This window comes from Thalassobaculum salexigens DSM 19539 (genome assembly GCF_000423805.1).
GTDB lineage: Bacteria > Pseudomonadota > Alphaproteobacteria > Thalassobaculales > Thalassobaculaceae > Thalassobaculum > Thalassobaculum litoreum.
Genome location: NZ_KE384094.1, coordinates 470,635 through 496,858, shown reverse-complemented (window position 1 = coordinate 496,858; position 26,224 = coordinate 470,635). Strand labels below are relative to the sequence as shown.

The 26,224-nt window shown below is 61.4% G+C and carries 20 protein-coding genes and 2 pseudogenes; 13 read left to right on the top strand and 9 right to left on the bottom strand.

What is annotated here, in order from left to right; all coding sequences use genetic code 11:
- Positions 1-186 precede the first annotated feature (186 nt).
- A pseudogene (locus tag G578_RS30355) lies at positions 187-312 on the top strand (helix-turn-helix domain-containing protein); the annotation flags it as partial.
- Positions 313-320: 8 nt separating this feature from the next.
- On the opposite strand, the gene G578_RS0117490 reads toward G578_RS30355, so the two are convergent.
- A complete protein-coding gene (locus G578_RS0117490) occupies positions 321-3,287 on the bottom strand; it encodes a CHAT domain-containing protein (protein ID WP_084618989.1) in 2,967 nt (988 codons plus the stop codon).
- Positions 3,288-3,602: 315 nt separating this feature from the next.
- Between G578_RS0117490 and G578_RS29635 the strand changes: the two genes are divergently transcribed.
- Entirely contained in the window at positions 3,603-4,259 is a 657-nt protein-coding gene (locus tag G578_RS29635; RefSeq protein WP_028795347.1) for a hypothetical protein, read from the top strand.
- A gap of 49 nt (positions 4,260-4,308) precedes the next feature.
- Positions 4,309-4,572: pseudogene (locus tag G578_RS29630) on the top strand (transposase); the annotation flags it as partial.
- Between the two features lie 103 nt (positions 4,573-4,675).
- Here the strand turns inward: G578_RS29630 and G578_RS28600 are convergent.
- The gene (locus tag G578_RS28600; protein ID WP_028795346.1) at positions 4,676-5,902 is read right to left on the bottom strand and encodes a hypothetical protein; all 1,227 of its coding nucleotides are present in this window, start codon (positions 5,900-5,902) and stop codon (positions 4,676-4,678) included.
- Between the two features lie 406 nt (positions 5,903-6,308).
- On the opposite strand from G578_RS28600, the gene G578_RS26845 reads away from it, so the two are divergent.
- Together G578_RS26845 and G578_RS26840 are read left to right on the top strand one after the other, a co-directional pair.
- The gene (locus G578_RS26845; RefSeq protein WP_051244966.1) at positions 6,309-7,877 is read left to right on the top strand and encodes a recombinase family protein; all 1,569 of its coding nucleotides are present in this window, start codon (positions 6,309-6,311) and stop codon (positions 7,875-7,877) included.
- A 146-nt stretch (positions 7,878-8,023) separates the two neighbouring features.
- Positions 8,024-11,260, top strand: a complete 3,237-nt coding sequence (locus G578_RS26840; protein WP_169400878.1) for a DEAD/DEAH box helicase — start codon at positions 8,024-8,026, stop codon at positions 11,258-11,260.
- Between the two features lie 99 nt (positions 11,261-11,359).
- On the opposite strand, the gene G578_RS30320 is transcribed toward G578_RS26840, so the two are convergent.
- From G578_RS30320 to G578_RS26835, 5 genes are all read right to left on the bottom strand, one after another.
- Complete coding sequence (locus G578_RS30320; protein ID WP_281169184.1) at positions 11,360-11,488, bottom strand: hypothetical protein; 129 nt, start codon at positions 11,486-11,488, stop codon at positions 11,360-11,362.
- Positions 11,489-11,654: 166 nt separating this feature from the next.
- Positions 11,655-13,139: a matrixin family metalloprotease gene (locus G578_RS28595; protein ID WP_051244964.1), complete on the bottom strand. Its 1,485-nt coding sequence runs from the start codon at positions 13,137-13,139 to the stop codon at positions 11,655-11,657.
- A gap of 15 nt (positions 13,140-13,154) precedes the next feature.
- Entirely contained in the window at positions 13,155-13,799 is a 645-nt protein-coding gene (locus tag G578_RS0117445) for a hypothetical protein (protein ID WP_156907371.1), read from the bottom strand.
- Positions 13,800-13,850: 51 nt separating this feature from the next.
- Positions 13,851-14,360 (bottom strand): hypothetical protein, encoded by a 510-nt coding sequence (locus G578_RS0117440; RefSeq protein WP_028795342.1) that lies wholly within the window; start codon positions 14,358-14,360, stop codon positions 13,851-13,853.
- A 222-nt stretch (positions 14,361-14,582) separates the two neighbouring features.
- Positions 14,583-15,209, bottom strand: coding sequence for a tyrosine-type recombinase/integrase (locus G578_RS26835; RefSeq protein WP_051244963.1), 627 nt, complete (start codon positions 15,207-15,209; stop codon positions 14,583-14,585).
- 667 nt (positions 15,210-15,876) lie between these two features.
- On the opposite strand from G578_RS26835, the gene G578_RS0117425 reads away from it, so the two are divergent.
- Together G578_RS0117425 and G578_RS0117420 are read left to right on the top strand one after the other, a co-directional pair.
- On the top strand, positions 15,877-16,416 hold the full coding sequence (locus G578_RS0117425; protein WP_028795341.1) for a hypothetical protein: 540 nt from the start codon (positions 15,877-15,879) through the stop codon (positions 16,414-16,416).
- A 314-nt stretch (positions 16,417-16,730) separates the two neighbouring features.
- Complete coding sequence (locus G578_RS0117420; protein ID WP_028795340.1) at positions 16,731-17,903, top strand: type IV secretory system conjugative DNA transfer family protein; 1,173 nt, start codon at positions 16,731-16,733, stop codon at positions 17,901-17,903.
- A 96-nt stretch (positions 17,904-17,999) separates the two neighbouring features.
- On the opposite strand, the gene G578_RS29625 is transcribed toward G578_RS0117420, so the two are convergent.
- Both G578_RS29625 and G578_RS29620 read right to left on the bottom strand, forming a co-directional pair.
- Positions 18,000-18,896 (bottom strand): hypothetical protein, encoded by an 897-nt coding sequence (locus G578_RS29625; RefSeq protein WP_156907370.1) that lies wholly within the window; start codon positions 18,894-18,896, stop codon positions 18,000-18,002.
- A complete protein-coding gene (locus tag G578_RS29620; protein WP_156907369.1) occupies positions 18,893-19,381 on the bottom strand; it encodes a hypothetical protein in 489 nt (162 codons plus the stop codon). The genes G578_RS29625 and G578_RS29620 overlap by 4 nt, the downstream gene beginning before the upstream one ends.
- 382 nt (positions 19,382-19,763) lie before the next feature.
- Between G578_RS29620 and G578_RS0117415 the strand changes: the two genes are divergently transcribed.
- From G578_RS0117415 to G578_RS0117390, 6 genes are all read left to right on the top strand, one after another.
- Positions 19,764-19,973, top strand: a complete 210-nt coding sequence (locus G578_RS0117415) for a helix-turn-helix transcriptional regulator (RefSeq protein ID WP_028795339.1) — start codon at positions 19,764-19,766, stop codon at positions 19,971-19,973.
- Between the two features lie 140 nt (positions 19,974-20,113).
- Positions 20,114-21,892 carry a DUF262 domain-containing protein gene (locus tag G578_RS0117410; protein ID WP_028795338.1) on the top strand — a complete coding sequence of 593 codons (1,779 nt, stop codon included), beginning with the start codon at positions 20,114-20,116 and terminating at the stop codon, positions 21,890-21,892.
- A gap of 332 nt (positions 21,893-22,224) precedes the next feature.
- Positions 22,225-22,533, top strand: a complete 309-nt coding sequence (locus G578_RS0117405) for a hypothetical protein (protein WP_028795337.1) — start codon at positions 22,225-22,227, stop codon at positions 22,531-22,533.
- Positions 22,517-23,056 carry a hypothetical protein gene (locus G578_RS0117400; RefSeq protein ID WP_028795336.1) on the top strand — a complete coding sequence of 180 codons (540 nt, stop codon included), beginning with the start codon at positions 22,517-22,519 and terminating at the stop codon, positions 23,054-23,056. The genes G578_RS0117405 and G578_RS0117400 overlap by 17 nt, the downstream gene beginning before the upstream one ends.
- Positions 23,056-25,083, top strand: a complete 2,028-nt coding sequence (locus tag G578_RS0117395; protein ID WP_028795335.1) for a type IV secretory system conjugative DNA transfer family protein — start codon at positions 23,056-23,058, stop codon at positions 25,081-25,083. Before G578_RS0117400 ends, G578_RS0117395 begins: the two co-directional genes overlap by 1 nt.
- Before the next feature lie 140 nt (positions 25,084-25,223).
- On the top strand, positions 25,224-26,195 hold the full coding sequence (locus G578_RS0117390) for a replication-relaxation family protein (protein WP_028795334.1): 972 nt from the start codon (positions 25,224-25,226) through the stop codon (positions 26,193-26,195).
- Positions 26,196-26,224 lie beyond the last annotated feature (29 nt).

Genomic DNA, 26,224 nt, shown 5'->3' with positions numbered 1-26,224 from the left:
GATGTTGGGGGATGTTCTACGGGACACCGGGTGCAGCGCGACCAGGAGCAGAGCCGTCCCGAAGTTGCCCGTTATTCCAGTGCCGGGTTCCCTGAGAACGTCTCCCAACATCCCCACGTCCCCAAACCGTGTTTGATCATGACCTCTGACACTATCAAGATTATCGAGGCATAAGGGTCACCGACCGAGGCGGCGCGACAGCTCGGTCTCGGGCGCTCCACCGTCTACCGAAAGAGGCGGCGGCTCGGCATCAACAGCCCGGCGTCACTGGCTCAGTTGGGTGGGAACCCGCCAAACACGGGAGCTTTATGAATGGCCCCTCATCCTTCGAAGAGGACGAAGGGTGCCCAGAGCTGCGGGTCGCGGCGGGCCGGGTCGCTGCTGCGAATATAGTCGAGCTTAGTCTGGCGGAGCGCAAGGTTCGGGTCGCTGATCGGGTGGGCCAGCCAGATCTCGTAGAACCGCTCCATGAAATTCCGGGCGGCATTGTCACCGACCCGCCACAGCGCCACCAGCACGTTCTTCGCCCCGGCCACATAGAGGGCCCGCGGAAGGCCCTCCAGCCCCTCGGAGTAGTCAACCACTCCCTTGCCGGTGTGGCAGGCCGACAACACCACCAGTTCGGTGCCATATAGATTCAGGGTCTGCGCCTCAACGGCATGCAGGATGCCGTTCTCGCCGTCGGCCCCGATCCCGCCGGCCAGTGCCCGATTGGCGCCGGCCAGCGCTACCCCGGACTGTAGCAGCGGCTGGCCGTCGATGCTGCCGGTAGCCAGGTAGTAGCCGTGGGTCGCCAGGTGCAGCACCCGCGGCGGTACCACCAGGCCCTTGAGCGCCGCCTCGGTCGCGCCGAGCCCGGAGAGCACCACCGGTGCGGGCTCGCTCGGCCGGAAGGCGGCATAGGCGGCGGCGATGTCCTGCGCCTCGGCTAGGCTCTCGCGGAGCGGCCCGAAATTGAGCAGCTGCTCTCGCGTGGTGACCAGCGCCGCCCGGGTGCCGTCGGTGGTGGCTACCACGGATGCAGAGGGAGCTGCCGCCTGCTGGTCGGCCGACCCTGAACCGAAGTCGACACCACCGACCACGACTAGACCCTTGCCTATGGTCGGAAGGTCACGGGCCACCAGGTCACGGCCGGTTTGCACCATGCGCACGTGCAGTCGCTCGGCCAACCGCCACCCATTGGGATCCAGTAGGGCGTCGAAAGGCAGGGCGTGCAACGGCCCGTCGGGGGCGATGTAGACAGTTTCTGCGTCACCCAGGTGTGGCAGCAGCGGCGCGATCAGGCGCTCATAGCCGGTTTGTGCCAAGTCGCCGAACAATGGCAAGGACGCCGAGCGGAGCTCGGTGTCCACAATCACCCGTATCAACGCGACGATCGGGTCCGCCTCGCCGAGATCAATCAGGACCGGGGCCGCGTCGGGCGTCAGCACCACGGCCAGCAGTCGTGTCACCTGGAACCTGGCATTCTCGAAGCTGAAGCCAACGGATTCGAAGAAGCGGTACTCGACGAGGGCGCTGCCCCGTCGCAGGGTGGCCTGCACGTCGTCGGCCTTAGCAAACTTCACAGTCTGGAACTGGGCGAACTTGGCCGACTTCGTCCGTAGCGCGGCCTCGGCGGTGTCTAACGTCTCGCGCAAGCGTACCTTCTCGGCCGCTTGCACGCCGGGGTCAAAGGCGACATTCGACAGTGCCGCCCGGCCCCTACGTACCGCCGCGATGGCATTGCCGAGTGCCGGGTCCCGGCTCTCCCGGGCCAAGTTGCTCAGCACCGCGTCGTCCTTCGCCAACCGCTTCTTCCATCGCAGCGTCAGGTCCGCGGCGAGGCGCGCCGCCTGAGCGCTCGGCCGAGCCAGCGCGAAGTTGAAGGCCATATCCTGGTGGCCGCTCAGCTGGGAAAGCATCTGGCGACGGGTCGTGGCCGCCCGCGTGTTCTGTATCTCGAGGTCGATCCATTGGGACAGACCGAGGTCGAGCTCCCGGAACACCCGCACCGCCTCCTCCTCGCGGTCAGTCTCGACGAGCAAGACTGCTAAGTTGACGCGACTGCTTGCGGTGTCCGGGTGGTCGGATCCGAGCACCCGTTCGCTGGCCTCCGCCGCCCGACGATATAGTGGCTCCGCCTCGCCGTGCCGACCCTGAGCGTGATACAAGAAGCCTAGATTGTGGACGCTATTGAGCGTCACAGGGTGGTCGGGACCGAGCAACCGGCCGCTGGCTTCCAGCACCCGTCGATACAATGACTCCGCCTCGCCGTAGCGTCTCTGGGCCTGGTATAGGGATCCCAGGCTAGTGGCAATTTGAAGCGTGTCCGAGTGGTCGGGGCCTAACACCTTCTCGCGACCCTCCAGCCCCCGTCGATACAACGTCTCTGCCTCCTCGAAGCGGAACTGGGATTTCTTTAGGGCAGCTAAATTGTTAAGGCTGGTGAGCGTGTCCGGGTGGTCGGGGCCGAGCACCCGCTCGCGGCCCTCCAGCGCTCGACGGTAGAGTGGCTCCGCATCGTGAAGTCGGCCCCCGGAGTGTTGTAGTGCTCCCATATTGTTGACGGTGGTGAGCGTGTCCGGGTGGTCGGATCCGAGCATCCTCTCGCGGCCATTCAGCGCCCGGCGATAAAGTGTCTCTGCCTCGCCGTAGCGGCCCTGAGCGTGATACAGATAGCCTAAATTGTTGACGCTGGTGAGCGTGTCCAGATGGCCGGGGCCGAGCACCCGCTCGCGGCCCTCCAGCGCCCGACGATACAGCAGCTCCGCCTCGCCGAACCGTCCCCGAGTCTGGCACAGCAAGCCGAGGTTGTTCACGCTGGTGAGCGTTTCCGGGTGGTGGGATCCGAGCACTCGCTCACGGTCCTCCAGCACCCGGCGATAGAATGGCTCCGCCTCGCCGTAGTGGCCGAGATAATAGTATGCAATGCCTAGATTGGCGACGCGGTTAAGCGTGTACGGGTGGTCGGGACCGAGTTCCGCTTCATAGCGAGCCAGCAGATCGCGAATAGGACTCAGAGCTTCTGCATAGCGGCCGGCCTCGATCAGGGAATCGACCGTCGCATCCAGTCGGCCAATGGCGTCGGACGCTTCTTCGGCGATGGTCGTCGCGCACGCCGACAACCACAGCCCAATACAGAGCAGGAGTGCGAACCGCATCACCCGGGTCCTCCATCCGCCATTGGCCTCCGGGAGATCTTCCCGTATTCTGCGAATACCAGCAACCCGAGAGCCGATCATGCAGCGGTTGACGTTCCGAATTTGGCTGATCGGCTTGATCTGCTTAGCAATCGTTAGCAGCGCCATTGCGGAAAATCGGTGTTTCTGTCTCGCTCACCCGGTTACTAAGGAGGTTGCCCACTACGGCTGCACCTCAAACGTCGTCCCCAACCGCACTACGGTAAGGACCAAGTGCCGAGAGGATCTCTCGAGCTATAACAGGGCGCTGGTCGCGCGCCCGGAGACTTTCGGGCGTGTAGATGGCGGACAGGGCGCCTGCAATCCTTGTGACCCCCCGGCACTTATGCGGCCGGGCACCATTCCTCGCGGTAGTGCAGTTGAGGCACTCGAACGGTGACTGAGCATCATGAACCTGCAGGCCCAACATCCCACACTGCAGCCATGAAAATCGAGGCGGAAGGCATTGGTCTCGATCCGGTGAAGCTGCTGGTCGAGACAGGACTGCTCACGGCCTATTTCGGCGCGGTGATCTTCGTGGTCGGCTGGTCTTACGCGGACCGCTTTTTTGCCGAACTGGGACTGAGCTTCGCTGCAATCGATGGGATCGAGACCAAGCTCTTCTGGGCCTACGCATATTGGGTGTTCCGCGACGCTTGGTTATTGCTGCTGATCGCAGGTTTTGTCCTGCTCTTTGCGGCCGCTGTTGCGGTTGCCTTCAGCAGCCGGCTTATGGCTCAGCGCCGAATTGTCGTGGCCATCTTGGGTTTGCTGGCTGCGGCCGGACTACTCGGATCCGGCTATCTCGGCGCACTGCGGGCCTCGCAACAGGTCCCACAGCTGTTCGCCGAAGGGTTCCATAATTTCCCACGGGTCGTTGTCATTGCCAAAGAGGATTCGGAGTTGGCGGGATATCTCACCGATCGGGGGGAGCTCGGCACGAGCACATGTTTTCGCAAGGTCTTCATGGATCGCCGCAACCTCTATGGGTATGCGGGATACAAGAGCTTGCGCGACCAGCGTCCCAACATTCTCATCCTGCCCCTCAGTGACATCGCTGCCATCGAGATCATTCGAAATCCAGGTCTCTGCGAACCCTGAACGCCTCATTCTTCAAAGAGGGCGAAGGATACCCAGAGCTGCGGGTCGCAACTTGCCCGCTCACAAGCTTATCTCCGTGCGCCAAGCCATCGAGCGGGCCGGCGCCGAACTCCGCTTCCTGCTACCCTACAGCCCCGACTTCAACCCGATTGAGATGGCCTTCTCCAAGATCAAGGCGCTCCTGAAGAAAGACGCCGCCCGAACCGTCACTGACCTCTGGGACGCCGGCCGAGATGCTCTCGACGCAATCTCGCCAGCCGAAGCCGAGGAACGATACTACGTCATGCTGGACGAAAAGGCCGTGGTAGCGTGACTTAAACCAAATGGCCTCCGGCAAGCCCGGAGCGGTTCACTCCTGCCCCATGGCGCATTTTCAAACAGTCTCTCAACACGGTGGTCGAACCTCCCTGACCGGGTCAGGTATGCTTCGAATCGGCTGGAGAGCCGGATTCCACTACAGAGATCACCCTGGTGATTTCCTCCGGCAGGACGACAAACACTCCGTGCCGCTTGGCTGTCGACAGCCCGAGCGTCCGCCGGAGGAGCGCACCCACGTACCGCGGCTCCACATGAGCGTACGCTGGATCGCCCGAGGTTCGGAGCGCCGACGTGATCGCGGCGATCGAAACATGCTTGCCGGGCGCCGCAGCGATCAGGTCGCGCACGATCCTGGCGAGCCGCTGATCAATGCTGCCCTTTTCGAGTGTCGGTTCGTGCCGTGACAGCTCCGATATCGCCGCCCACGCTGTCTCATCCGGTGCGGCGCTGAGAAGCGGCACGAGCACCTGATTTCGGCGGGCCTCAAGCGTGTCGTCGACCAGCGACGGGTCGATCGCCGCCGTGTTCCGGTTGCGGAACCGATACAGCAGCAGCTTGTTGCGGAGCGCCTGCGCCTCGTCGCGGTACGCATCCGGCAGGTTGATCGGAATGTCGGGTCGGAGCGATCGCTTCCCCATCGCCTCGGTGAGGAAGCGACTTTCGAGCGCCTGGTCCTCATACGTGCCGCGGGAGGCGAGCACCTTCGGGCCGAACACCTGGAAGGCGCGCGGCTGCAGCTCCCCGTTGCCGTTCTGCATGGTCCGTAGCACCGGCATGCCGGCGACGTTCCCGTTGTTGAGGATCTTCACCACCTCCGCCTTTTCATCGGAGAAGCGGAAATCGGCCTCATCGAGGACGAGGGTGCCGCGGAAGGCGTCTTGGATGTGGAAAAGCGGCGAGACTGTGGAGGCGCCAGAGCCGAAGAAGGCCTTATAGCAGAGGGCGCCGAGGACAAGGAGAAAGCGGGTCTTGCCGGAGCCGTAGTCGCCACGGACGCGCAGGTACGGCAGCTCGTTGAAGGCGTCGTATACCCAGGAGAGCAGGACATACGTGACAGCGACCGTCTCGAACGCCGGGCTAAGGTCAACATACCTATGCATGTAACCGCGGATCTCGGCCGCCAAGTCAGCGATGGAGCCGTACTCGACGGGCTCTGACGCCAGGACGACCACTTGGTGCCGGATGAGCGCATTGGTCGGCCGATACGGCACCAAGCGCTCGCCTGATGGCAGCGTGACCGCCTGTTCGATCGTCCACCGGCCATCCCGCCAGATGGCGAGCGCCGTCTGGCGCTTTGCCGGGTCATACAGGAGCTCGATGAGCATGCCGTCGTCGGCGACGTGCCCGGTGGTCGGCGTTGCACGTGGCTTTTTCGATGGCGCCTTTCCGTCGCGTGATTGCCGCATGTGCCCACGGTAGCGGCTGGGTGCGCAGGCGCGGAGGCGCAAGAACGAACCACATCGGCTCAATGCACCGCCTGTCGACGGAGTCGTTGGCACCGTAGCCTTGTGGCATGTCCTCCGAACACCGGAAACCCGGCCGCATCCTGCTCTTCGTCCGCCGGGTAATGCCGAATGCGACCGAGGAGGAGCAGATCGCTGCGAGCGACCGTGTGCGTCGGTACGCCGCTTTCATCATCCGTATGCAGGAGCGGATCGACCGGGAGCGTCGGGAGGCGATTCGCGGAAATCTAACTCTTGGTGTAGATTCCGAAGCATCGCTATAGGCTCTATGAAGCGATACTTCGCATACATCCGCGTCTCGACGGTCAAGCAGGGAGAGCACGGCTCCTCGCTCCACGAACAGCGCGACGCCATCGCGGCCTTCGCTCAGCGTCACGGCATCTCAATCACCGAATGGTTCGAGGAGCGTGAGACCGCAGCGAAGCTCGGCCGCCTCGAGTTCAACCGCATGCTCCGGCTCCTCAAGAAGGGTCGAGCCGCTGGTGTTGTGTTCCACAAGATCGACCGCGGCGCCCGGAACCTCAAGGATTGGAGCGTCATCCAGGACCTCACTGAGCGCGGCATCGACGTGCAGTTCGTCCACGAGCCGATCGACATGAAATCGAACGAGGGCAAGCTCACCGGTGACTTCCTCGCCGTGATCGCCTCGCACTTCATCCGCAATCTGCGGGACGAGGTGAAGAAGGGCATGCGCGGCCGGCTCAAGCAAGGCCTCTACCCGTTCCGTGCCCCGACCGGATATCTAGATCAGGGCGGCGGCAGGCCGAAGATCCCCGACCCTGAGCGAGCGCCTTTCGTGCGAGCGGCCTTCGATCTGTACGGGAGCGGCCGATACACGCTCCTGGAGTTGTGTGAGGAACTGACCCGCAGAGGCTTTCGGACGAATAGCGGCAAGGAAATCTTCCCCAATCGTCTTCACGATCTGCTCTGCAACCCGTTCTACGCTGGCCTGATCGCGATCAGGGCAACCGGAGAAACATATCCGGGCATTCACGAGCCGCTGATCCCGATGTCACTGTTCCAAGACGTACAGCGGATGCTCCGGGGGAACGGAACCGCCAAGGTCGTCACGCACGACTTCGTGTTCCGACGGCTCGTGCGCTGCCGCTCCTGCAACCGATCGCTGATTGGCGAGCAACAGAAAGGCCGCACCTACTACCGCTGCCAGACCAAGGCCTGCCCGACTACCGGGTTCCGCCAGGAAGCAATCGATACGGCGATCGAAGAGCGGTTCGCGCCGTTCACCTTCACCGACCACGAAATCGAGGATATGCGGGTAATGCTCCGCGAGGTGATCGCGGAGCGCAAAGGGTCTGCCGCTGAGCTGGATCGGGCGGGCGCACTGCGGCGCGAGAACATTGAGGGGCGTCTCTCACGCCTCCTCGATGCCTTCCTCGACGGCACGATCGAGAAACCGGAGTACGAAGCCAAGAAGCGCGCGTTGCTCGTTGAACAGCGCTTGATCGAGGAAACGCTCACGGAACGGAGCCGGTGGTCGGGGGATACCGGCGCGGAGATGCTCGAACTGCTAACGAGCCTTTCGCTGAGCTACAAAACGGGAAAAGCTGACGAAAAGCGAGAAATGCTGAAACTGACGACCTCGAACCTGTGGGTGCGAGAAAAATACATTGGTGTTGAGCTGCTTTCTCCCTACCAGGAGGCGGCAGATCTGCTGGTCGTCCGGTTTGGGGAACCTTATTGTAACAGACCTCGAACTCGGCGGGAGCGGCTGAAGAATCTGGTTGAGATCATGGTCGATCATGATGACCGAGAGGATGAGATCAAGCATGGCGTGAAAATAAGCCGCTTCGGTGCAGACGGCCGGATAGGCGTCTGACTTCGCCTCCTTTGAGCTCCGACTTTCGAAAATCCACCACCGGTTGGGTGCTAGAAATTGCGAGCTAGGTGAGCTAAGCTCAACATATGCTAGCTCGCGAGTTGCTTGGCGCCATATCTAGGTTGGAGCTTCCAGAGCGCTTTGACGTGTATCACGCTCAGAGTGGCCTGGTTGTTCGGCGACTGTTCTCGCCGCCAATCGAGGTTGAAATAGCTCTTGATCCATTCCGAAGCCGCGGGCCAACCTGCCGTCGGGTACTCGCCCGACTACCGGACGCCCGACAGTTCATTCTTGAGTTTGCAAGCTTTGACGATGCGTATGGCGACGAGATTACCGGTGCGATCCGATCCAACGAGCCGATCATCGATGGCGATTGCTTACGCCTGACTGCCCCACGGTTCCGCCTTGACACTGCCGGCGGAGTCGATCCTCGCGAAGCCAGCCAAGAGGTTGTCGAGTCGTGGACGGCGGGGATCCGCTACAACTCCGAGCTGCTCGCAGAGACAGGCGAGACCATCCGCGAAGGGCTGCGGCCGCCGCAAGTTGGCGCACTCCATGCGATCGCGTCTCATTGGACGCTCTCCCGCGACCCGGCGTGCGTGGTCCTTCCAACCGGAACCGGCAAGACCGAGGTGATGATCGCCACGGCGATCGGTGCACGCTGTCGGCGCCTGCTCGTGATCGTTCCGACCGACGCACTTCGCCAACAGACCGCCGACAGGTTCAAGGCATACAGCATACTCGGAAGGATCGGCATCATCGATCAGCTGCCCTACCCCGTCGTCGGCATATTGGCGTCGAGGCCGACGCGGGAGCACTTTCCTGACATCCAGGGATGCAACGTCGTCATCACGACGATGAGTTCCATCGGCCTCGCGGACGAAGACGTCCAGCGGGACTTCGCTGCTCTCTTCGACCACGTGTTCTTCGATGAGGCGCATCACATCGAAGCTGCAACCTGGAAGCGATTCCAGAGGCACTGCCGGGCGGCAAAGATGCTGCTCCTGACCGCAACCCCGTTCCGGGAAGACGGGAAGTCACTTCCGGGCAAGATGATCTACAACTTCCCCCTCAACGTCGCGCAAGCGCAGGGGTATTTCAGACCAATTCGGTTCGTAGAGGTGTTCGAGCCGAACGAGCAGTTGGCCCACGGGTCGATCGCAGAAGCTGCGGTCGCGCGACTGCGCGACGACCTTGCAGCGGGCCACGACCACATCCTCATGGCCCGCGCGAGGACGATCCCAGAGGCAAGGGTCCTTTTTGAGACTATCTATGCCCCACGATACGGCGAATTGAACCCCGTCCTGATCCACAGCCAGACGCCGGGGCGCGATGCGGTCCTGAGGGACATCAGGAGCCGGCGACACCGGGTTGTGGTCTGCGTGAACATGTTCGGCGAAGGGTTCGATCTGCCAAACTTGAAGATCGCAGCGCTGCATAGCGTCCATAAGAGCATCGGTGCGACGCTCCAATTCATTGGCCGGTTCGCCCGCGATGCCGCGGGCGTTGGCGATGCGACATTCGTCGCGAATACAGCTGAAGATGGGGTGCCTGAAGCGCTTGAGACGCTTTACCGCGAGGATGCTGACTGGAACGTCCTTCTGCCCGATCTCAGCTACGACGCGATCGATCCACAAGTGAGGCTGTCGGACCTCGTGGGGAACCTCGAGGAACTTCAGGAAGCCAATGAGGAGATCGAGATTTCGGTACTCGCGCTTCGGCCGAAAATTAGCGCGCAGGTCTACCGAGCACAAACGTTTCGCCCCGAGCAGTTCGCCAACGCGTTCCGAGCCAGCCAGAAAGTCCTTCAAACTCACCTTTCGCGGCGAGACAACCTGCTGGTCGCAATCGTGAATCAACAGGATCAAATCGACTGGACCGACTCCCACGACATCGCGATCGATACGTGGGACCTGTACATTGCCTACTTCGATCCGGGCCGAAACCTGCTGTACATCCACAGCTCACAAAAGGGCGGTTCGCCGATCAAGTTCGCTCACGCCGTGTCGCAGGATCCGCTGTTGATCCGGGATGAAGAGGTCTTCAAGGCGTTCACCGGCCTCAAGCGCCTCACTCTTCACAACGTCGGCCTCTCAAGCCGAAGCCGAAACGTCCGCTACCAGATGTTCGCCGGTTTGGACGTGCGCGACGCGATCGATCCTGTCCAGCAGCAGTCCAAAGTGAAGTCCAACATCACTGCCGTAGGCTATGAGCAGGGAGAGCGGCGAAGCGTCGGCTGCTCTCGCAAGGGCAAGGTCTGGTCGTTACGGTCTGGCTCGCTGGCCGATTGGAAGACGTGGTGCGACGTCATGGGCGCCAAACTGACCGACCCGAATAGTCAGCCCAACGACTTCCTGCGATACACGCTGGTACCGACCTCAACACCTCGGCTCCCTCAGTGCCAGGCACTTATGGCCGATTGGCCGGATCAGTTGTTCGAGTCGATGAACTTCAGGTTCGAGGTCATCGCTCCAGACCGCTCGTACGAGTTCGATGAGTGCCAGATCGACCTCGTCAACTGGGCGGCCGGTGGAGACAGCTTCGAGTTCAGCCTGCGCGCTGGCGAGGACGTTCACGACGTACTCCGGCTCCGTCTGGAACCGGATCAAGCTGGAGAAGAGAGCTACGTCGTCGAGCTCGTCGAGGGGGTAAATCCCGAGATCGCGGCGGGTAGCGGCCGGAAGCGGCTCGTAGAGTTTTTCAACGAGAACCCACCTCTCGTCCGGCTCGAGGACGGCTCGCAATTGGCGGGGAACATTCTCCTTCGACCGCAGGAGGACCTGGGCGACACATACGACCGTGAGCGGATCCAGACGCTCGATTGGGCGGGCTGCGACATCACGAAGGAGAGCCGATGGAAGGACGGCGCGGTGCGGCCCGACTCCGTACAGCAGCGCTTCATCGAACACCTGGAAGCCGGTGACGCGACATTCATCATCGATGACGACGACACCGGCGAGAGCGCAGACATCGTCGCCATCGAGGAGGAGGATGAACGCATCATCGTTCACCTATGGCACTGCAAGTACTCCTCCGGCCCTGAGGTGGGAAACAGGGTGAAGGATCTCTACGAAGTCTGCGGCCAAGCGCAAAAATCCGCAAAGTGGACGTGGAGCCTGCGGACGCTCATCAAACACCTCACCAATCGAGAAACGAAGTATGCAAATGGACGACCGACTCGCTTCGTGCGAGGGTCGCTAAACGAACTCGTTACTCTCCGGAAGAGTTCCAGGCGAAAGTTTGTTGAATATAGGGTGGGCATTGTACAACCCGGCTTATCGAAGGCCAATATGCCAACAGCGCATCTCGCAATGCTGGGAGCGACAAGCTCATTTATTCAGTGCGTTACGGATAGGCCGCTCGCAGTGTTCGCCGGGACGTAGCCGGCGCGTCCGACACCGAAGGCGCCAGATGGGGGGGTCAGAGCAGGCCGCTGCTCGAAGAGTCCTGGCGTCAGGGCCTGCCCTGCCTCGACGACCGCCTCACTTCTTGACCGTCTGCTTATACGTCGTCTTCGGGCTGCTCTTGACCGTCTTGCTCGAGACGAACCGACCGGTGACAGCGCTCTTGTTCACCGTCTTGGTGCCGCCGGACCCTTTACCCTTCGCCATTCCATCCTCCGCATATATCTCGTTACGGGAGATCCGGAGGATACCAGATCTGCGATTGTAGAGGCAAGAACAAAGATGGAACCATATCAACGAGACCGGCAGGGAGGCACACCCACTGGCGCTATAAAGTCTGACCAACAGCTCCCCGGTACAGGTGCCGGAGCACCTACACGAACCAATCGCTCGACACCCCCGACATATCAACGCCGACGAGCGTAATCTGCCCGGCATCGGTCGTGATCACCATCCCCGAAGCTCCCTGGCTGAAGTCAGTCTGTCCCCAGTACTTGATGCTCAGCCGGTCGCCAGCGGCGGGATCGAAGTCTGCGACCACGTCCGAGCCGAACGCGACGTCCCAGAAGGCAAAGACATCTGCTCCCGCACCACCGGAGAGCAAATCGTCTCCGGCCCCGCCTGCAACGGTGTCGGCACCGGCTCCTCCGGAGAGCGTGTCCGCACCGATATTGCCGTTCAGGACATCGTTGCCCACGCCACCGAGGAGAAGGTCGCCCTCCTGGCCGCCGTAGAGCGTGTCGGCGCCGCCGTCGCCATAGAGGATGTCAGTGCCGATATTGCCATAGAGCACGTCGTTGCCGTCACCACCGTGGACGGTCTCAGTACCGTCACGATAGGCGAACGTACCGGTGCCGGCATCGGTGAGCTCTCCGGCATTCTGACCGCTGTACAGGATGTCGTCGCCGGCACCGCCCGAAATGAGGTCAAGGCCAATGTTCCCATAGAGCACGTCTTCACCCGTGCCGCCCGAGAGCGTGTCTTCCCCGTTTCCCCCAAAAGCCATGTCGCCGCCGTCACCAAGGGCGAAGAGGTCGCTGCCATCACGACCCTCGGCATAGTTGCGGGCACCGGTGCCGGCGTAGAGATCGGCTGCGGACGTGCCGACGAAGATGCCGGAGTCGACCGTGCTGGTCCCCGGGCCGTAGAGATAGCGAAGGGCTTCGATGTCGAGCGGGCCAAGGCCGTCAGCGGGACCCGCTGTGTCGGTGAGGTACGACATCACCGTGAAGAAGGTGTTGTCGAGGCCAGCCGGCAGCAGCGGGAGGTGCGAGCTGGTGTCGCACTCGGCATAAAATCCGGGGTGCTTGAGGCCGACCGCGTGGCCGATTTCATGGAGTAGAACCTGGAACCCCCAGGTGCCAGGGGTGAGGTCGAGCGTCCGCTCATCGGTGTTGTCGAGCCACGCGTCGCCATCGGCGTTCCCCGTGCCGGGATAGTATGCGTACCCGGCACGCGGCCCTGGCTGCTCGCTCGTGGCGAAGCGGATCTTTGCCGTCTCGCCTGCATCGGCAACCTCGACGAAGGTGAGGCCCGCGGCCTCTGAGAACTTGGTGAGCGCCACCCGTGTGGCGTTCTTCATCTCCTCGCTGAATGGCTGGAATGTGGTGAGCTGCCTTCCCTCGCCGTATGAGGGCGGGGCGTCCATAAAGGAGTATGTGAGCGTCAGTGGCGCGCCGGTCTGACTACTCCAGACGTACTGGGAGCCGGCGAGGAGCGCGTTAACGTTCGCGCCATCGATCGAGGCGAACGCCGGAGCCGCCACTGGCGTCGACGGATCGAACTCGAATGCCGCGAGTGACCCGCAGCAGTGGACGCAGCTGCAGGGGCCGTCGTGGGGTGCTTCGTTGTCGGACATGTCCGCCTCCAATCCTCATGACCCGGCTGGCTTCTCGATCCGGACCAGCTCGCTCACATCGTCAGTCGCGGCACCGGCGAGCCGCTCACGCTCGTAGCGGACCATGGCGTCGAGGGCGGGCGAAAAGTACCGGGTGTACTTCGCCCACTTCGAGGTGCAGACGACCTTGTACGTGTCGTGCGTGCCGCTGACGGTCGTGATCCTGGCTGTCCCGACGACCTCGCACTCCTGACCGGCATCCCAGCCCGATCCGGTGTATCCGGTCGCGTCGTACCGCCACCGCTTGCCCACCACGAGGGGCCACTCGGGATCGCCGGAGTGCCCCTCGATCGTTGCCGTGCCCGATGAGCCGCCGCAGTTTCGCCACTCAACGGCGGGAGCGAAGGGTCGCGCATACGCCCGGGACTGTGACCACTCGCAGCCCTCGGAGTTGCGCCACCTGATTTTATTGTCATCGACGCTCACGACCTCGAACCTGCTCTGGGTGCCGTCGGGTCGCTCGACGATCCCGGCATACCCGACCGTTGGCTCATCCCCTTCCTCCATTAGCGGGAGCTCCACGCCAACGGCCGTTTCCTCAATGGAGTTCGGGGCATTTGTCGTCTGGCAGGCCGCGGTTGCGAGGCTCACGGCCAGCATCATGGCGATACGTGTGTTCACGCTGTTCCTCCCACCTATGTCGTTCGAAGAGGCGGCGATACGCCAGGGTGCTCACGCTTTCGGAAGAGGCGCCGTGTTGCGCAGAATGCCTGTGCACCAGTTCTCGGCGTCGTACTTCACGTTCATGTTGCCGTCGGAGCGCATCCCGAGGATGAGGTCGACGCCGTTTCGGAAGGTGCCGCGGAGCACATCACCCGAGAAACGAGCCGTGATCGGCGGGTGCTCAAAGGAGCCAAAGGACGTGGACCCCGAGGCGTAGGAGACGGTCGCGCCCGCGTCAGTCACCTCGGTGACAGCGATCTTGAGGTCGACGACACGGTCGCGGCACATCCAGCCTTCCCAGATGCCACCGTACGCCGCGTGCGCCGGTGTGATCGTCGGGGCAGCCGGCGTGAGTTTGACTGGCGGTAGCTCCGCCTTCACCGGGCTCGACGACGGGCCGAGGCGGAGGCCGGATTGGAAGCTCGGCCAGGAGTAGGTGGTGGAGCCGCTTGTGGTCTGGCAGGCAGCGAGCAGCAGCGCGGTGAGCACGCCAGCCATTGCCGGTTTGATGCCTTTCATCTTCCCCTCCGCTTCGTGTGGCGCCTACGGAATCCGTGCAAACCCATATTCGGCGCCGGATTGAACAGAATGGTGCATTCTGTTCAGGACACTTTTGACGGGTTCAGTACCCAATCTGGAACGCCACAAGATTGCTGATGAAGGAATTGGGGCAGGTGGGGAAGTGATCTCAATGAAGACAGGAACTCGCTTGCGTAAGAGGCATATAATCTCCGGTGATCATCACGCCGCAGTGTCTTTCACTGGATCATTGGAAGCGGCGCTCTCCAGCACCCGCCAGAGGCGAGCTGCGAGCTGCTGCTCCTCATCGCCCATGACGTCAGTATAAATCTCCGTCGTCGTGATCCGCGAATGGCCGAGCCACTTGCGTACCAGCGTGATTGGCACGCCTCCCTGGAGCGCCGAGATCGCGAACGAGTGACGCAATCCTTTCGGGCTCGCCCGCGGCCCATCAATGGCGGCGGTCGCCATGGCTCGCTTGACGATTGACCACGCGGTGGTTCGCCCGAAGGTCCAGACAGGTGCGAAGCAGCGTTCAGGATCGCGTTGCGCGGTAGCGACTCCGTGCACCCGCTCGAGATCTTCGAGCAGCTTGGCCGGCACTGGGATAGATCGGAACACGCCGCTGCGCCGCTTTTTCAACGTCTCCAGCACGATGACGCTGGCACGTGCGTCCACCCGGGCTGGTGTGAGTGCGAGCACCTCCGACACCCGGGCGCCCGTGTACGCCAGTGTCCGGCAGAAGCTCTCTGACGCTGGCGGAAGCGCCTGAGCGGCGAGGAGAAACGCACCACGCTCCACCGCGGTCAGGTACTTACGATTCCCCAGGTTGTCGTGCAGAAATGACATATTCAAAACCCCAATGAACTAAGCACACTTGGTCTTGACGATGAAGCAGAAAGATGAACAAATTGCACCATTCTGTTCAATATTAACTATACACGAAGCGTGTTATTTCTCAGTCTCGTTCCAAGTACATGAAGTACAATACGGAAAGGTTGGCAGGAATGGGTGTACGCTGCGCGGAGACTTGATGCAGTTGCTGATCAAGTGGCAATTCCAGTCGGTCGACGGCCTTGTCGCCGCATGGGTGGAGCGAGTGGACGGCCGCACTTAAAAGATCGGCAAGGCGAGCGGCCGACGTCACCTACCTTGTCGCCGCCGACCCCGCGCAACCCTTCGGGTACAACCCCGCTCCGGCAGGTGCGAAAGGAGCGCATCCCGCTCGCCGCGTCCGGGTTCTTGGAAGTGCTGAAGAAAACCTGGAGCGACGCCTAGGGTGTCAGAATGGAGCACATCCTGCACCGAGTCCGCACCGAGTTTTCGGCGCCGAGCATTCAATATCAGCCGAAGATAACGCTTTCCTGTGACTTGCAAGGCGCCGCCTCACATTGCAGACTTTTAATCGACCGTCGGTTGTGTCGCGCATTTGATCGGTTAATCGATCGAAGGATATCGCCGGCAGGATCGAGCGAACTATTGAAACTCACCTCAAACCAGTGTTGCGGAGGACGAAATGGCCTATGGGTTTGAAACCAACACGTTTCGTGAACTCGACGGAGCGCTTCGGGATCATCCAGACGGATTACCGGCAGACGATCGCGATCGATTGCGCCAGTTGGCCGAACTCTACATTGCGGCTGTCGAAGCGTTACTGAAGCTCATGTATTTGATTATGCTGGCCCGTTTGGCTGACTCTCCTAGAGGTGAGAGGTACAGTGGCTTTTTGCCAATCTACGGCGACCGGGTTGGCGAGCTTATCCAAATGCTGCGGGCGTTTCTGCTGGGTGGTATCGAGCGTGGCGAAACACGCGTGGTATTCGATTTCCTTGAGGGAGTTCGACGAGGAGCTATCGCGGCGGAATTTGTCGCTCTTCAGGGTGCGATAGACGCATCGAGCGGTGTAGGTACCGACGCACAAGCGGATGAGTCCGCCGCAACGACTGTGACAAACTCGGTGAAGGAGCAGATCGAACGGCGCGTTCGTTGGCCTTGGGCTAAGGACATCCTGCATGCGATTAATGAGGTCTTGTCAGTCGTTCGTGGGGTCGCATGAGCCACATTCGGGTGGGGCTACAGGATGCCGTCGATCGGTGATCGTTCAGCATCGCGCCGAGGATTCGCGGTCGCTTCCTGGAGTGACAAGAGCGGTACCGGTTTGTGCGGCAATGGAACTCTCCATGGCTGTGACGTTACAAGGAACAGCAATCCCACGGCCCTTCGTGCTTGGTGAGGCAGGAGGGTCATAGCGAGTGGGAGTTGCCGGATTGGCCCAACATGCCGTCGTGGATAACGCACCCAGGCGGAAGGGGCCGATACGAACAAATCCGCCGTCATGCACCGACGTTGAGGCGCCGGCACCATTGATGGATGCCTTCCTCACCGTCCGACATCACCGTCCTCGCCCGCGTCCGCTTCCGCAGCGACGATCGGCTTTTTGGCATCAAGCAGCAGGACCGGTTCTCGCACCTGTACCTCATCGGCAAGACCGGTACCGGTAAGTCGACGCTGATCGAGCAGATGGCCCGGCAGGACCTGGAGGCGGGTCGCGGCTTCTGCCTGATCGACCCGCACGGAGACCTCGTCGCCCGGGTGCACGCCGCGGTTCCGGCCTGCCGCGCCGCCGACGTCACGTACCTCGACGCCGCCGACCCCGCGCAGCCCTTCGGGTACAACCCACTCCGGCAGGTACGGAGGGAGCGCATCCCGCTCGCCGCATCCGGATTGCTGGAGGTACTGAAGAAGACCTGGAGCGACGCCTGGGGCGTGCGCATGGAACACATCCTGCGCAACGCGCTCTTCGCCCTGCTGGAGTGCCCGGGGTCGACCCTCTCGGACATCCAGCGGCTCCTCCTCGAGAAGCGGTTTCGGAAGGAGGTGGGATCAGCAGTCCAGAACGAGCCGGTGCGCCGGTTCTGGCTGGAAGAGTATGACAAGTCCTCGTACGGGTACCGGGCCGACGGCGCCGCAGCCGTACAGAACAAGGTGGGCGCCTTCCTCGCCGACCCGGTGATGCGCCGGATCGTCACCGCGCCCGAGCGGGAGATCTCGATCCGCCGCACCATGGACGAGAGCAAGGTGCTCCTGGTGAACCTCGGGAGGGGACGGCTCGGCGATGACAGCGCCCGGCTGCTCGGCGGGTTGCTGGTGACGACCTTGGGGCTGGCCGGCTTCAGCCGGGCGGATACCCTACCCGAGGACCGCCGTCCCTTCTTCCTCTACATCGACGAGTTCCAGGAGTTCACCACGCTCGCCGTCGCCGGCATGCTCTCGGAGCTGCGGAAGTACCAGGTCTCGATCACCGCTGCTCACCAGTACCTCGCGCAGCTAGAGCCGGAGATCCGACACGCGGTACTCGGCAACACCGGTACCCTGATTTCCTTCCGAGTCGGGGGCGAAGACGCGCCATATTTGGCCCGAGAGTTCCAGGGGCGGTTCAGCGAAAAGGACCTCACCAGCCTCGGCAACCACGAGATCTACATCCGGCTGATGATCGACGGGCAGCCGTCGAGGGGGTTCAGTGCGGGGACGGTTGCTCCGTGACCCAGGCAGATGGGTCTCGCACAATCCTTCTCAGGCAAAACCATGCCCATACTATTCGTTCAACATCTGTACGTGGATATCATGGCTATTACATCATCATCCTGGGCTGGCCTTCTCAGGACAAAGCTTATTGATCACTGCGTCTTTCTTATTTTTCAAAAACTCACCGTCATCATTAATTTGTATTTTGTATATTTTATTCTCCTTATTACGCAGGGTCTCCAAATATGTAAATGTTCTGGATATCACGTTGCAGTTTTTTCCGTTAAGTTTTGATTCCATACCGTTTAAATCGGTCCATATTAAACTTTCAACTTCGTGTATGGCGTCAATTAAGGAATCGCGTTTATGTTGATCGTATTGAAATGACCTGCGTATTACATCTTCCATTCCAATAATTGGCAAAAGCCATGGCACTGTCGTGTTTATCGAAATTTTCTTAAGACCCTCAACCGATGTATTTAACGCCCTTCGGGCTTGACCTACGGTAGGGCGCAATCGGCGAATAAAGTGATCTGCTTGATGCCACGAAGCAAAGTATTTCCTCCACTGGCCCTCCGAATCCGTTATAAGCTCGTATTCGGTCATCTGTTCATTTCCAATTCCATCGAGTGGCCAAGCATCAATTATGTAGTTTTCAGTTAGCTCCCAAGCTCGAAGCAGGACTGGTACTTCTAATGAAATCGGCTGTACGCCAGTGGCTGGTATATTTTCTGTTTTGGGTGACCATGTGAGTACAAATATACGCTCTTCATATGCCGTGTCTGAGAATAATTCTTCGGTAAATTCGTAAATAAATACTCCATCGTCGTTTCGTCTTATAAGTGTACTTTCCGAGAATTGATTATCTTTTACAGATACCGTAAGCGAGAAATGCTCTCCCTTTGGGACAATTCGTACTGTTCCTGCTTGAGCGAAGGTATTGTATCCGACTAGATATATAGTAAAGAGCGCGACCCACAATGCCGCTCTCATGCATAGTGTCGCCTTCATTCTGGTTCCTTCCTCAAGCGAATGCCGATCAAACTTGCCCCGACCACTAGAAAAAATACCCTCGTGCCTGTAACGAATCCTCGAATTGCCGGAATCCCACCTTCTACTTCTACATCTCGCGCTTCAAGCACGGTAATCAAAGATTGATAGAATGACGTATTTTCTTCAATCAAAACTGATAGCGCTAAATACATTGCCCAACCAATCAAACACATAGACACCGCAATGATAATTAACTTTGTCTCGGTACGCTTAGGTGCAAGAACAGTTAATCCGGCAGCAACGGCAACAGGTGTAAGTTCTCCAAAAAGAGAAGCGTCTTTGGCAATCAAAGGTGCGCTTTGGGCTATTGCAGCTGCAAAGAAATCGCCTGGAATCCAGTCTCCTAGTGGACCGAGGCCCGCGACATGGATGATGATGAAAAGACATGGGATCCATAGGATCGCCAAAAGCACGCAAAACGATACACTTCTTATGATTGCCATCGGCGAACCTCTCTCTACTAATTAGGATAGACTATGCCGTACCGGCAAGCAATGCGGAGTTTCTAGGAAGTTTCTACCATCGAGATCGCAGATTCGACAGCCACCGTAGCGCGTGGCAACGGCGGGTGTTGCTGTGGTTACACCCAAGCCCGCGGATACAGGCAAGACCGGTGCGGGTCTCAGAGGTAGTCGTCTTGTTCGGCGACGATCAGCCCTTGCTGTTACCGCCTGCGCAGGTCTTTCTGGCTACCCGGATTGGCGAGGATCGCTCTTCGATACATCGCGACTGGCCCGTTGCGCGCGTAGGTCGTACGCTTCCTCCGCCCAGGGCGTCAGTCCAACCTTGGGGCGTCGCGATGCTCCCCAACCAGGGAGAATTGCGATGCGCATTCTATCGAAGCGTCAACTCAAGGAGATGGTCCCGTACAGTCCTCAGCACGTCCAGCGTCTCGAAGCCCAGGGTCGCTTTCCGAAGCGTCTACGTCTCGGGAACGGGCCGCGGTCGCGATGCGGCTGGATTGAAGAAGAGGTGCTGGCCTGGCTCCAAGAGCGTATTGATCGCCGCGAAGAAGCCACGGACACTCCCGAGTGATCGGGAGGGGGCCGGCGTCCACAGCCGGCCCCTTCCTGCCTGAGGCCGCTGGCATCAAGGAAAGACTGGATGCGAGGCTTTGGAGCGCTTTTCCAACAACCATTGCGTAACCTATAATTTCTCATAATGCGGGATAAGTAATGTACAACTCCGGTGGTACGATCGCAGATGCGCTAAAGCGCATCCAGATTAAGAGCTACGTCCTGCCGGCTATCCAGCGCGAATTCGTCTGGAAACCGGAGCAGATCGAGAAGCTGTTCGATAGTTTGATGCAGGGGTACCCGTTCGGCACCTTCCTGTTCTGGAAGGTCCAGCCGGAAACGAGCGGCAAGTTCAAGTTCTACGACTTCGTCCTCAATTATCACCAGCGTGACGCGGCACACTGTCCGGACCTCGGCAAAATGCCCAACCAGGCGGTGACGGCTGTGCTGGACGGGCAACAGCGCCTGACGGCACTCAACATCGGATTGCGCGGCACGATGGCGATCAAGCAGCCAAACAAGTGGTGGACCAACCCAGACGCATTCCCGGTGCGCACGCTGCGCCTCGACCTGCTGGCACCACCCGTGCCTGACGAAGACGGCGCGATCTACCGCTTCCGTTTCCTTGACGACGCACAGGCTGCTCGGGACGAGACCGCTCAATGGTTCAAGGTACCCGACATACTCGGAATGGAAGATGGTCCAGCGATGCTGAGGAGCCTCACGAGACAAGGCTTGAGCGGCGAGAATCTAGACAACGCATATACAGCGCTCGACCGCCTACACCGTGTCGTGCACTCGCGCGAGCTCATAAATTATTACGAGGAGGAGACGCAGGACGTCGAGCGCGTGCTCAACATCTTTATCCGCCTGAACTCTGGCGGCACCGTTCTCTCTTACTCCGACCTCCTGCTCAGCATCGCGGTCGCGCAGTGGAAGAAGATCGACGCACGCGCAGAGATCCACACGTTGGTGGACGAGCTCAACCGCATCGGCACCGGCTTCAACCTGAGCCAGGATTTCGTCCTAAAGGCGGGCCTGATGCTCGCCGACATTGCCAGCGTCGGCTTCAAAGTCGAGAACTTCACCACAGCGAACATGGCAGCGCTCGAGGAGAACTGGTCGCGCATCCGAGGCGCGCTTGTGCGCACCGTTGAGCTTGCCGCCAACTACGGGCTGAACGGCCAGTCACTGCGGGCGGACAGCGCGCTGCTGCCGATCGCCTACTACCTCTACCGACGCGACGTACCCGCAAACTACGTCACCCATAGCCAGTACAACGCGGATCGCAATGAGATCCGTGGCTGGCTCATCCGATCCCTCCTCAAAGCCTCCGGCATTTGGGGCAGTGGCCTCGACACCCTGCTGACCGCGCTGCGCGAGACCATCCATTCTCACGGTACCGATCGCTTCCCAGTGGCCGAACTGCGCCAGGTGATGTCAGCGCGAGGCAAGTCGCTTGCGTTCGAGCCAGCGGAGATCGAAGACCTGCTGCACATGGAGTACGGCGACAAACGCATGTTCGCCTTACTCTCGCTGCTGTTCCCATTCGTCGATCTCCGTAACCAATTCCACGTCGATCACGTTTATCCGATCTCCCGCTTCCACCGGGCGAGGTTGCGCAAGCTCGGCGTCGAAGAGGATCAGATTGACGCACTTGTCCGACACGCCAACGAATTGCCGAACCTGCAGTTGCTCGAAGGCCCCATCAACAACGAGAAACGTGCCGCGATGCCAGCCGAGTGGCTGGCCAAGCACCTGCCGGACGAAGCCGCGCGCCAGAACTACACAGGCAACCATTGCCTCGGAAAGCTGCCGAGCGACCTGCTGGAGTTCGACAAGTTCCATGCCGCCCGTAGGGACCTGCTCCGACAACGGCTCGTCGAGCTACTGTCTTCCACCTCCGCCATGGATGCCGGCAAGGACACGACGCCATAGGCAGATGTTCGATCGTGGTGTTGGCGGACAGCCGCTTTCTACAGATGGCCGCTCCGACATACGCACCGGCATCCCGTATGCCGGTCCGGTATGCCGGTGCGCCGCAGCACATAGCGGAGCGTGGCGACACGCTTTCAGCTGTTTCCGAAGTCCGACTTCACGAGCACCAACTCGTCTCCACACTCTTGCCCACCCGACCACCCATTTGCTTGCGCTCCACCTCGGCCGCTGTCGCAGCCTCGTCGAATGATCGCGCAATGTGAGCATTGGTCTTGACTCCAGCTATCAGGGGTTGTCCGATTCATGGGCCTGCTATTTTGGGGAGGCGGGGTATGGCCATCCTGATGAAGCTGCTGGCGGCGCTCGTCGCCGTGGTGTCGGTGATAAGTGGCATCGTGATCATGCGGAAGATGCCGTTCCAGGCAGATCCGGACGTGTTGATGCCCTTCGTGCCGGTAATCGTCATCCTCGTTGCGACGCTGTACGCCCTCGGGGAGATCCTCGCGAAGCTCAACGTGGTACTCGCGTCGCTTGATCGGCCGCAGATCCCACCAGCGACCGCCAAGGCAGAGCTGCCACCGGCCGAGAAGTACCTCGCCGGCGTAGGCCAGCCTGAAACGCGCCATGAACCTTCTCTTTGAGCGCAAACAGAAGCCCGGCATCGTCACGCTGGTGCCGCTGCAGTTCGGTAGCGGACCGCTCTTCACCCTCTGGGCCAAGGCCGAGTTCACCGAGGACGAATACGCGCTGCTACAGAAGTACCGCTTCAACGACGCGCTGCTGATCGCCGATGACTGGCTCACCATGCTGCAGCGGAGCTTCCGCACCTCGCTGATTGTCGGCTTCGTGGTGTGGTGGCTGCTGTTCGCGTTCTTCAGTTGGGCGATCACGACGACACTGACGATGGTCGCGGTCGTCGCCCTCACCGCCGTCTACTACAACGAGCTCCGCGAGCACATCTACGTCCGCGACCTGGTGCACGGCCGCACCTTTAGGTGCTTCAGCATCGTCGAGCTGGTCCAGAAGGAGGACTACCTCAAAGGCATCACCGCATACCTCCGCCAGGTGCTCGAGACCGCCAAGCACTGGGACGGCCGGGAAGTCGTACCGATACCGACGCTCACCCCTCAGGAGGCGAAGGCGCTCGTCGCCAAGGTCGGTTGATGGACCTCGCCGCCCGTTTTCACGCGCTCCTCAACAGCATCGGCAAGCCCGGAGAAGCAGAGCAAGTGCGGCGGCTGCGGGAGGTGGTGGCTCGGCGCCTCGCGACGCTGGACACCAGCGCGGAGGCGGTGGCCTCGGTGATCGCTGCTGACGTCACGGCACCGCCGGTCTCCGTGTACCTCGCTGAGCTCTTGGCCCGACTCCTCGCTGCTGAGGGTTATTTCGCGCTGCCTCGCGAAGATCCGGGCGCCACCACCGCCGAACTGTGGGATCTGCGGGAGATGCTGAAAGTACAAGAGCGCATCCTCGGTGATCTCGACCATTCCATGGAGCTGGTCGCCGTCCTCGCCGAGCGGCTTGCCGCACCGGTCTCGGCGACCGAGGCGCCGTCGTTGTTCCGCGTACCGCTCTTCGCCCAGATCGCCGGCTTCCCGGAGTACCTCGACGCGGTGGTGGCCTTCCCCTTCGTGGAAGAGGTCGAGAAGGCGGAGCTGTTCCGCGACCTGTGCCGCCGGCTTGAGCGGAACCTGGAGGCTGTAGATGCGAAGACCCTACGCCTGCCGACACGGCACACCTCCTCGGACCCGCAGACGCTGATCGACGCGTACCTCGCCGGCACGCCTTTCCCAGCCTTCCTCGGCCGCACCGTGTCGCTGCCGGTGCCGCAGGAGGCGTTCTTCAGCCACATGCACGTCATCGGCGGCTCCGGCGCCGGCAAGACGCAGTTCCTGCAGAACCTGGTGCTCCATCACCTCGACCAAGAGGACCCGCCGGCGCTCGTGGTGGTCGACAGCCAGGGCGACTTCATCCCAAAGCTCGCCCGGCTCGATCGCTTCGCCCCCGGCGGCGACCTCGCCGACCGGCTGGTGCTGATCTCGCCGCGTGACATCGAGCACCCGCCGGCGATCAACGTCTTCGATGTCCACAACGAGCGTTTGGAACGGTACGACGCCGCGACCCGCGAGCAGGTGGTCGCCGGCGTCATCCAGACCTTCGACTACCTCTTCACCGGGCTCCTCGGCGCCGACCTCACCGCCAAGCAGTCGGTGTTCTTCCGGTTCGTGGCGCGGCTGCTCATCGCGCTGCCCGAGACGCTCGGGCGCAACGCCACCATCCTCGACATGATCGCGCTCATGGACGATCCCGGGCCGTACCTGCCGGCGATCGCGTCGCTTCCGCCGATCCAGCGGCGGTTCTTCGAGCGCGACTTCCAGAGCAAGACCTTCGCGCAGACCCGCGAGCAGATCCGCTACCGCCTCAACGCCATCCTGGAGAACCCGACGCTCGAGCGCCTGTTCACCGCGCCCGAGACCCGGCTCGACCTTCTGCGGGAGCTGCAGCGCGGCGCCGTGATCCTCGTCGACACCGACAAGAGCTTCCTCAAGGGCGCCTCCGGCACCTTCGGGCGGATCTTCATCTCGCTGGTGCTTGAGGCCGTGCTGGAGCGCGCCGCGGTGCCCGAGCGCGAGCGCACCCCCGCCTTCCTCATCGTCGACGAGGCGGCGGAGTATTTCGACGGCAACATCGACGACCTGCTGACCGAGGCCCGCAAGTACCGGCTCGGCTGCGTGCTGGCGCACCAGTACCTCGACCAGTGCGGCCACTCGCTGCGGGCGTCGCTGTCGGCGAACACCAGCATCAAGCTCGCCGCCGGCGTCTCTACGGGCGACGCTCGCACTCTGGCACCGGACCTGCGTACCACCGCCGAGTTCATCCTCGGGCAGCAAAAGGGCCACTTCGCGACATACATCCGCAATGTGACCGGCCAAGCGGTGTCGGTGCCGGTCGAGTTCGGCGCGCTCGAAGCGCGCCCACGGATGACAGAAGCGGTGTTCCGGGAGGTGGTGGAGCGGAACCGGGAGCGGGTGAGCGCGGGATGGATGGGAGGAACCGAACGGAACGGCGGGACTCCCAATGAGCAGGTCACCGGCTCGGATGAAGATCTTGGCCCAGACGATTCTCCCCCATCGCCCGGTGGAGGCGCCGATCCGGACAACCCGGATACGGATGCCGGGGAGAGACTATAGCGGGCGCGATCACGCTGATTTGACCGCTGCGCACTGTCGCGCGTCGTCGCTCGCCGTCTCGCATCCCACGTCAAGGCGCGTGCTTCACAACCGAAGGCGGCGGTCGCAGATTGCAGGGGCCTGATGATGGAGGTCCCGCCATGCAAGTCGCCACACCCCGTCCGGATCGTGATGTCATCGGCCGTCGTCGCCGCGACCGGCGTTCACCCGAGGGAAAGGTCAAAAAGTCGACGGAGCGGAGCCTTATCTGGTTCGAGAAGCTCCACCGGCATGGACCGCTGCCGTCAACGTTCCTCCATGCATACACCGAACATCTCTGCCGCAACGCCGCCTGGGCGCGCCGGGAGCTGGCCGACCTCTTTCATGAGGACAGTGTGCATGGCGGGCCATACCTCGACCGGCCGTGGCAGCAGTTCGACACCATGGACGCCCGCCACCACGACCTGGTGTACGACCTGACTGAAGCTGCGGAGGATGCGCTCGCGGAAACCGGCCGCTTTCGCGCGAACACGCAGGCACCCGGCGGCCCTTGGGTTCACCGCCACATGGTCGCCTGCATCACCGCCTCGATCGAGCTGGCGGCGCTCGCCCGCGACGACATCCGCTTCATCTTCCAGGACGAGATCGTGAAGGGTCCGCTTCGGACGCCCGTGCCGTACACGCACAACGGCAGAACCGAGACCAGGGATCTTGTCCCGGACGCTGTGTTTGCGCTCGCATATCGTACTCCCGCTGGCGAGCGGTACCGGCATTTCGCGTTGGAAGCTGATCGCGGCACCGAACCAGGCCGATCGAACTCCTTCGACCGCAAGAGCCAGCTCCGCACCGTTCTCCAGTACCGGACCTACGTGGGCGAGGGGCAGTACAAGACGCACCTCGGCGTGAGCGCGCCGATGCTGGTGCTAACGGTCACGGCCAGCTCGGGGCGGCTCGGTAACCTCATCGAGCTGGTGGCCAAGACCTCGGAAACGGGCCGGAACTCGTTCATGCTATTCCAGCACCTGCCGCAGTTCGGCCGGTACTTCACGCCGCCGAAACCGGTGCCCAGTCTCCTTTCAAGTGCATGGAGGCGGGCTGGACATACAGGGCTACGAATCGACTACGTCTCATAGTTCTTTCAGCAGGTGTTCCGTGGACAGAT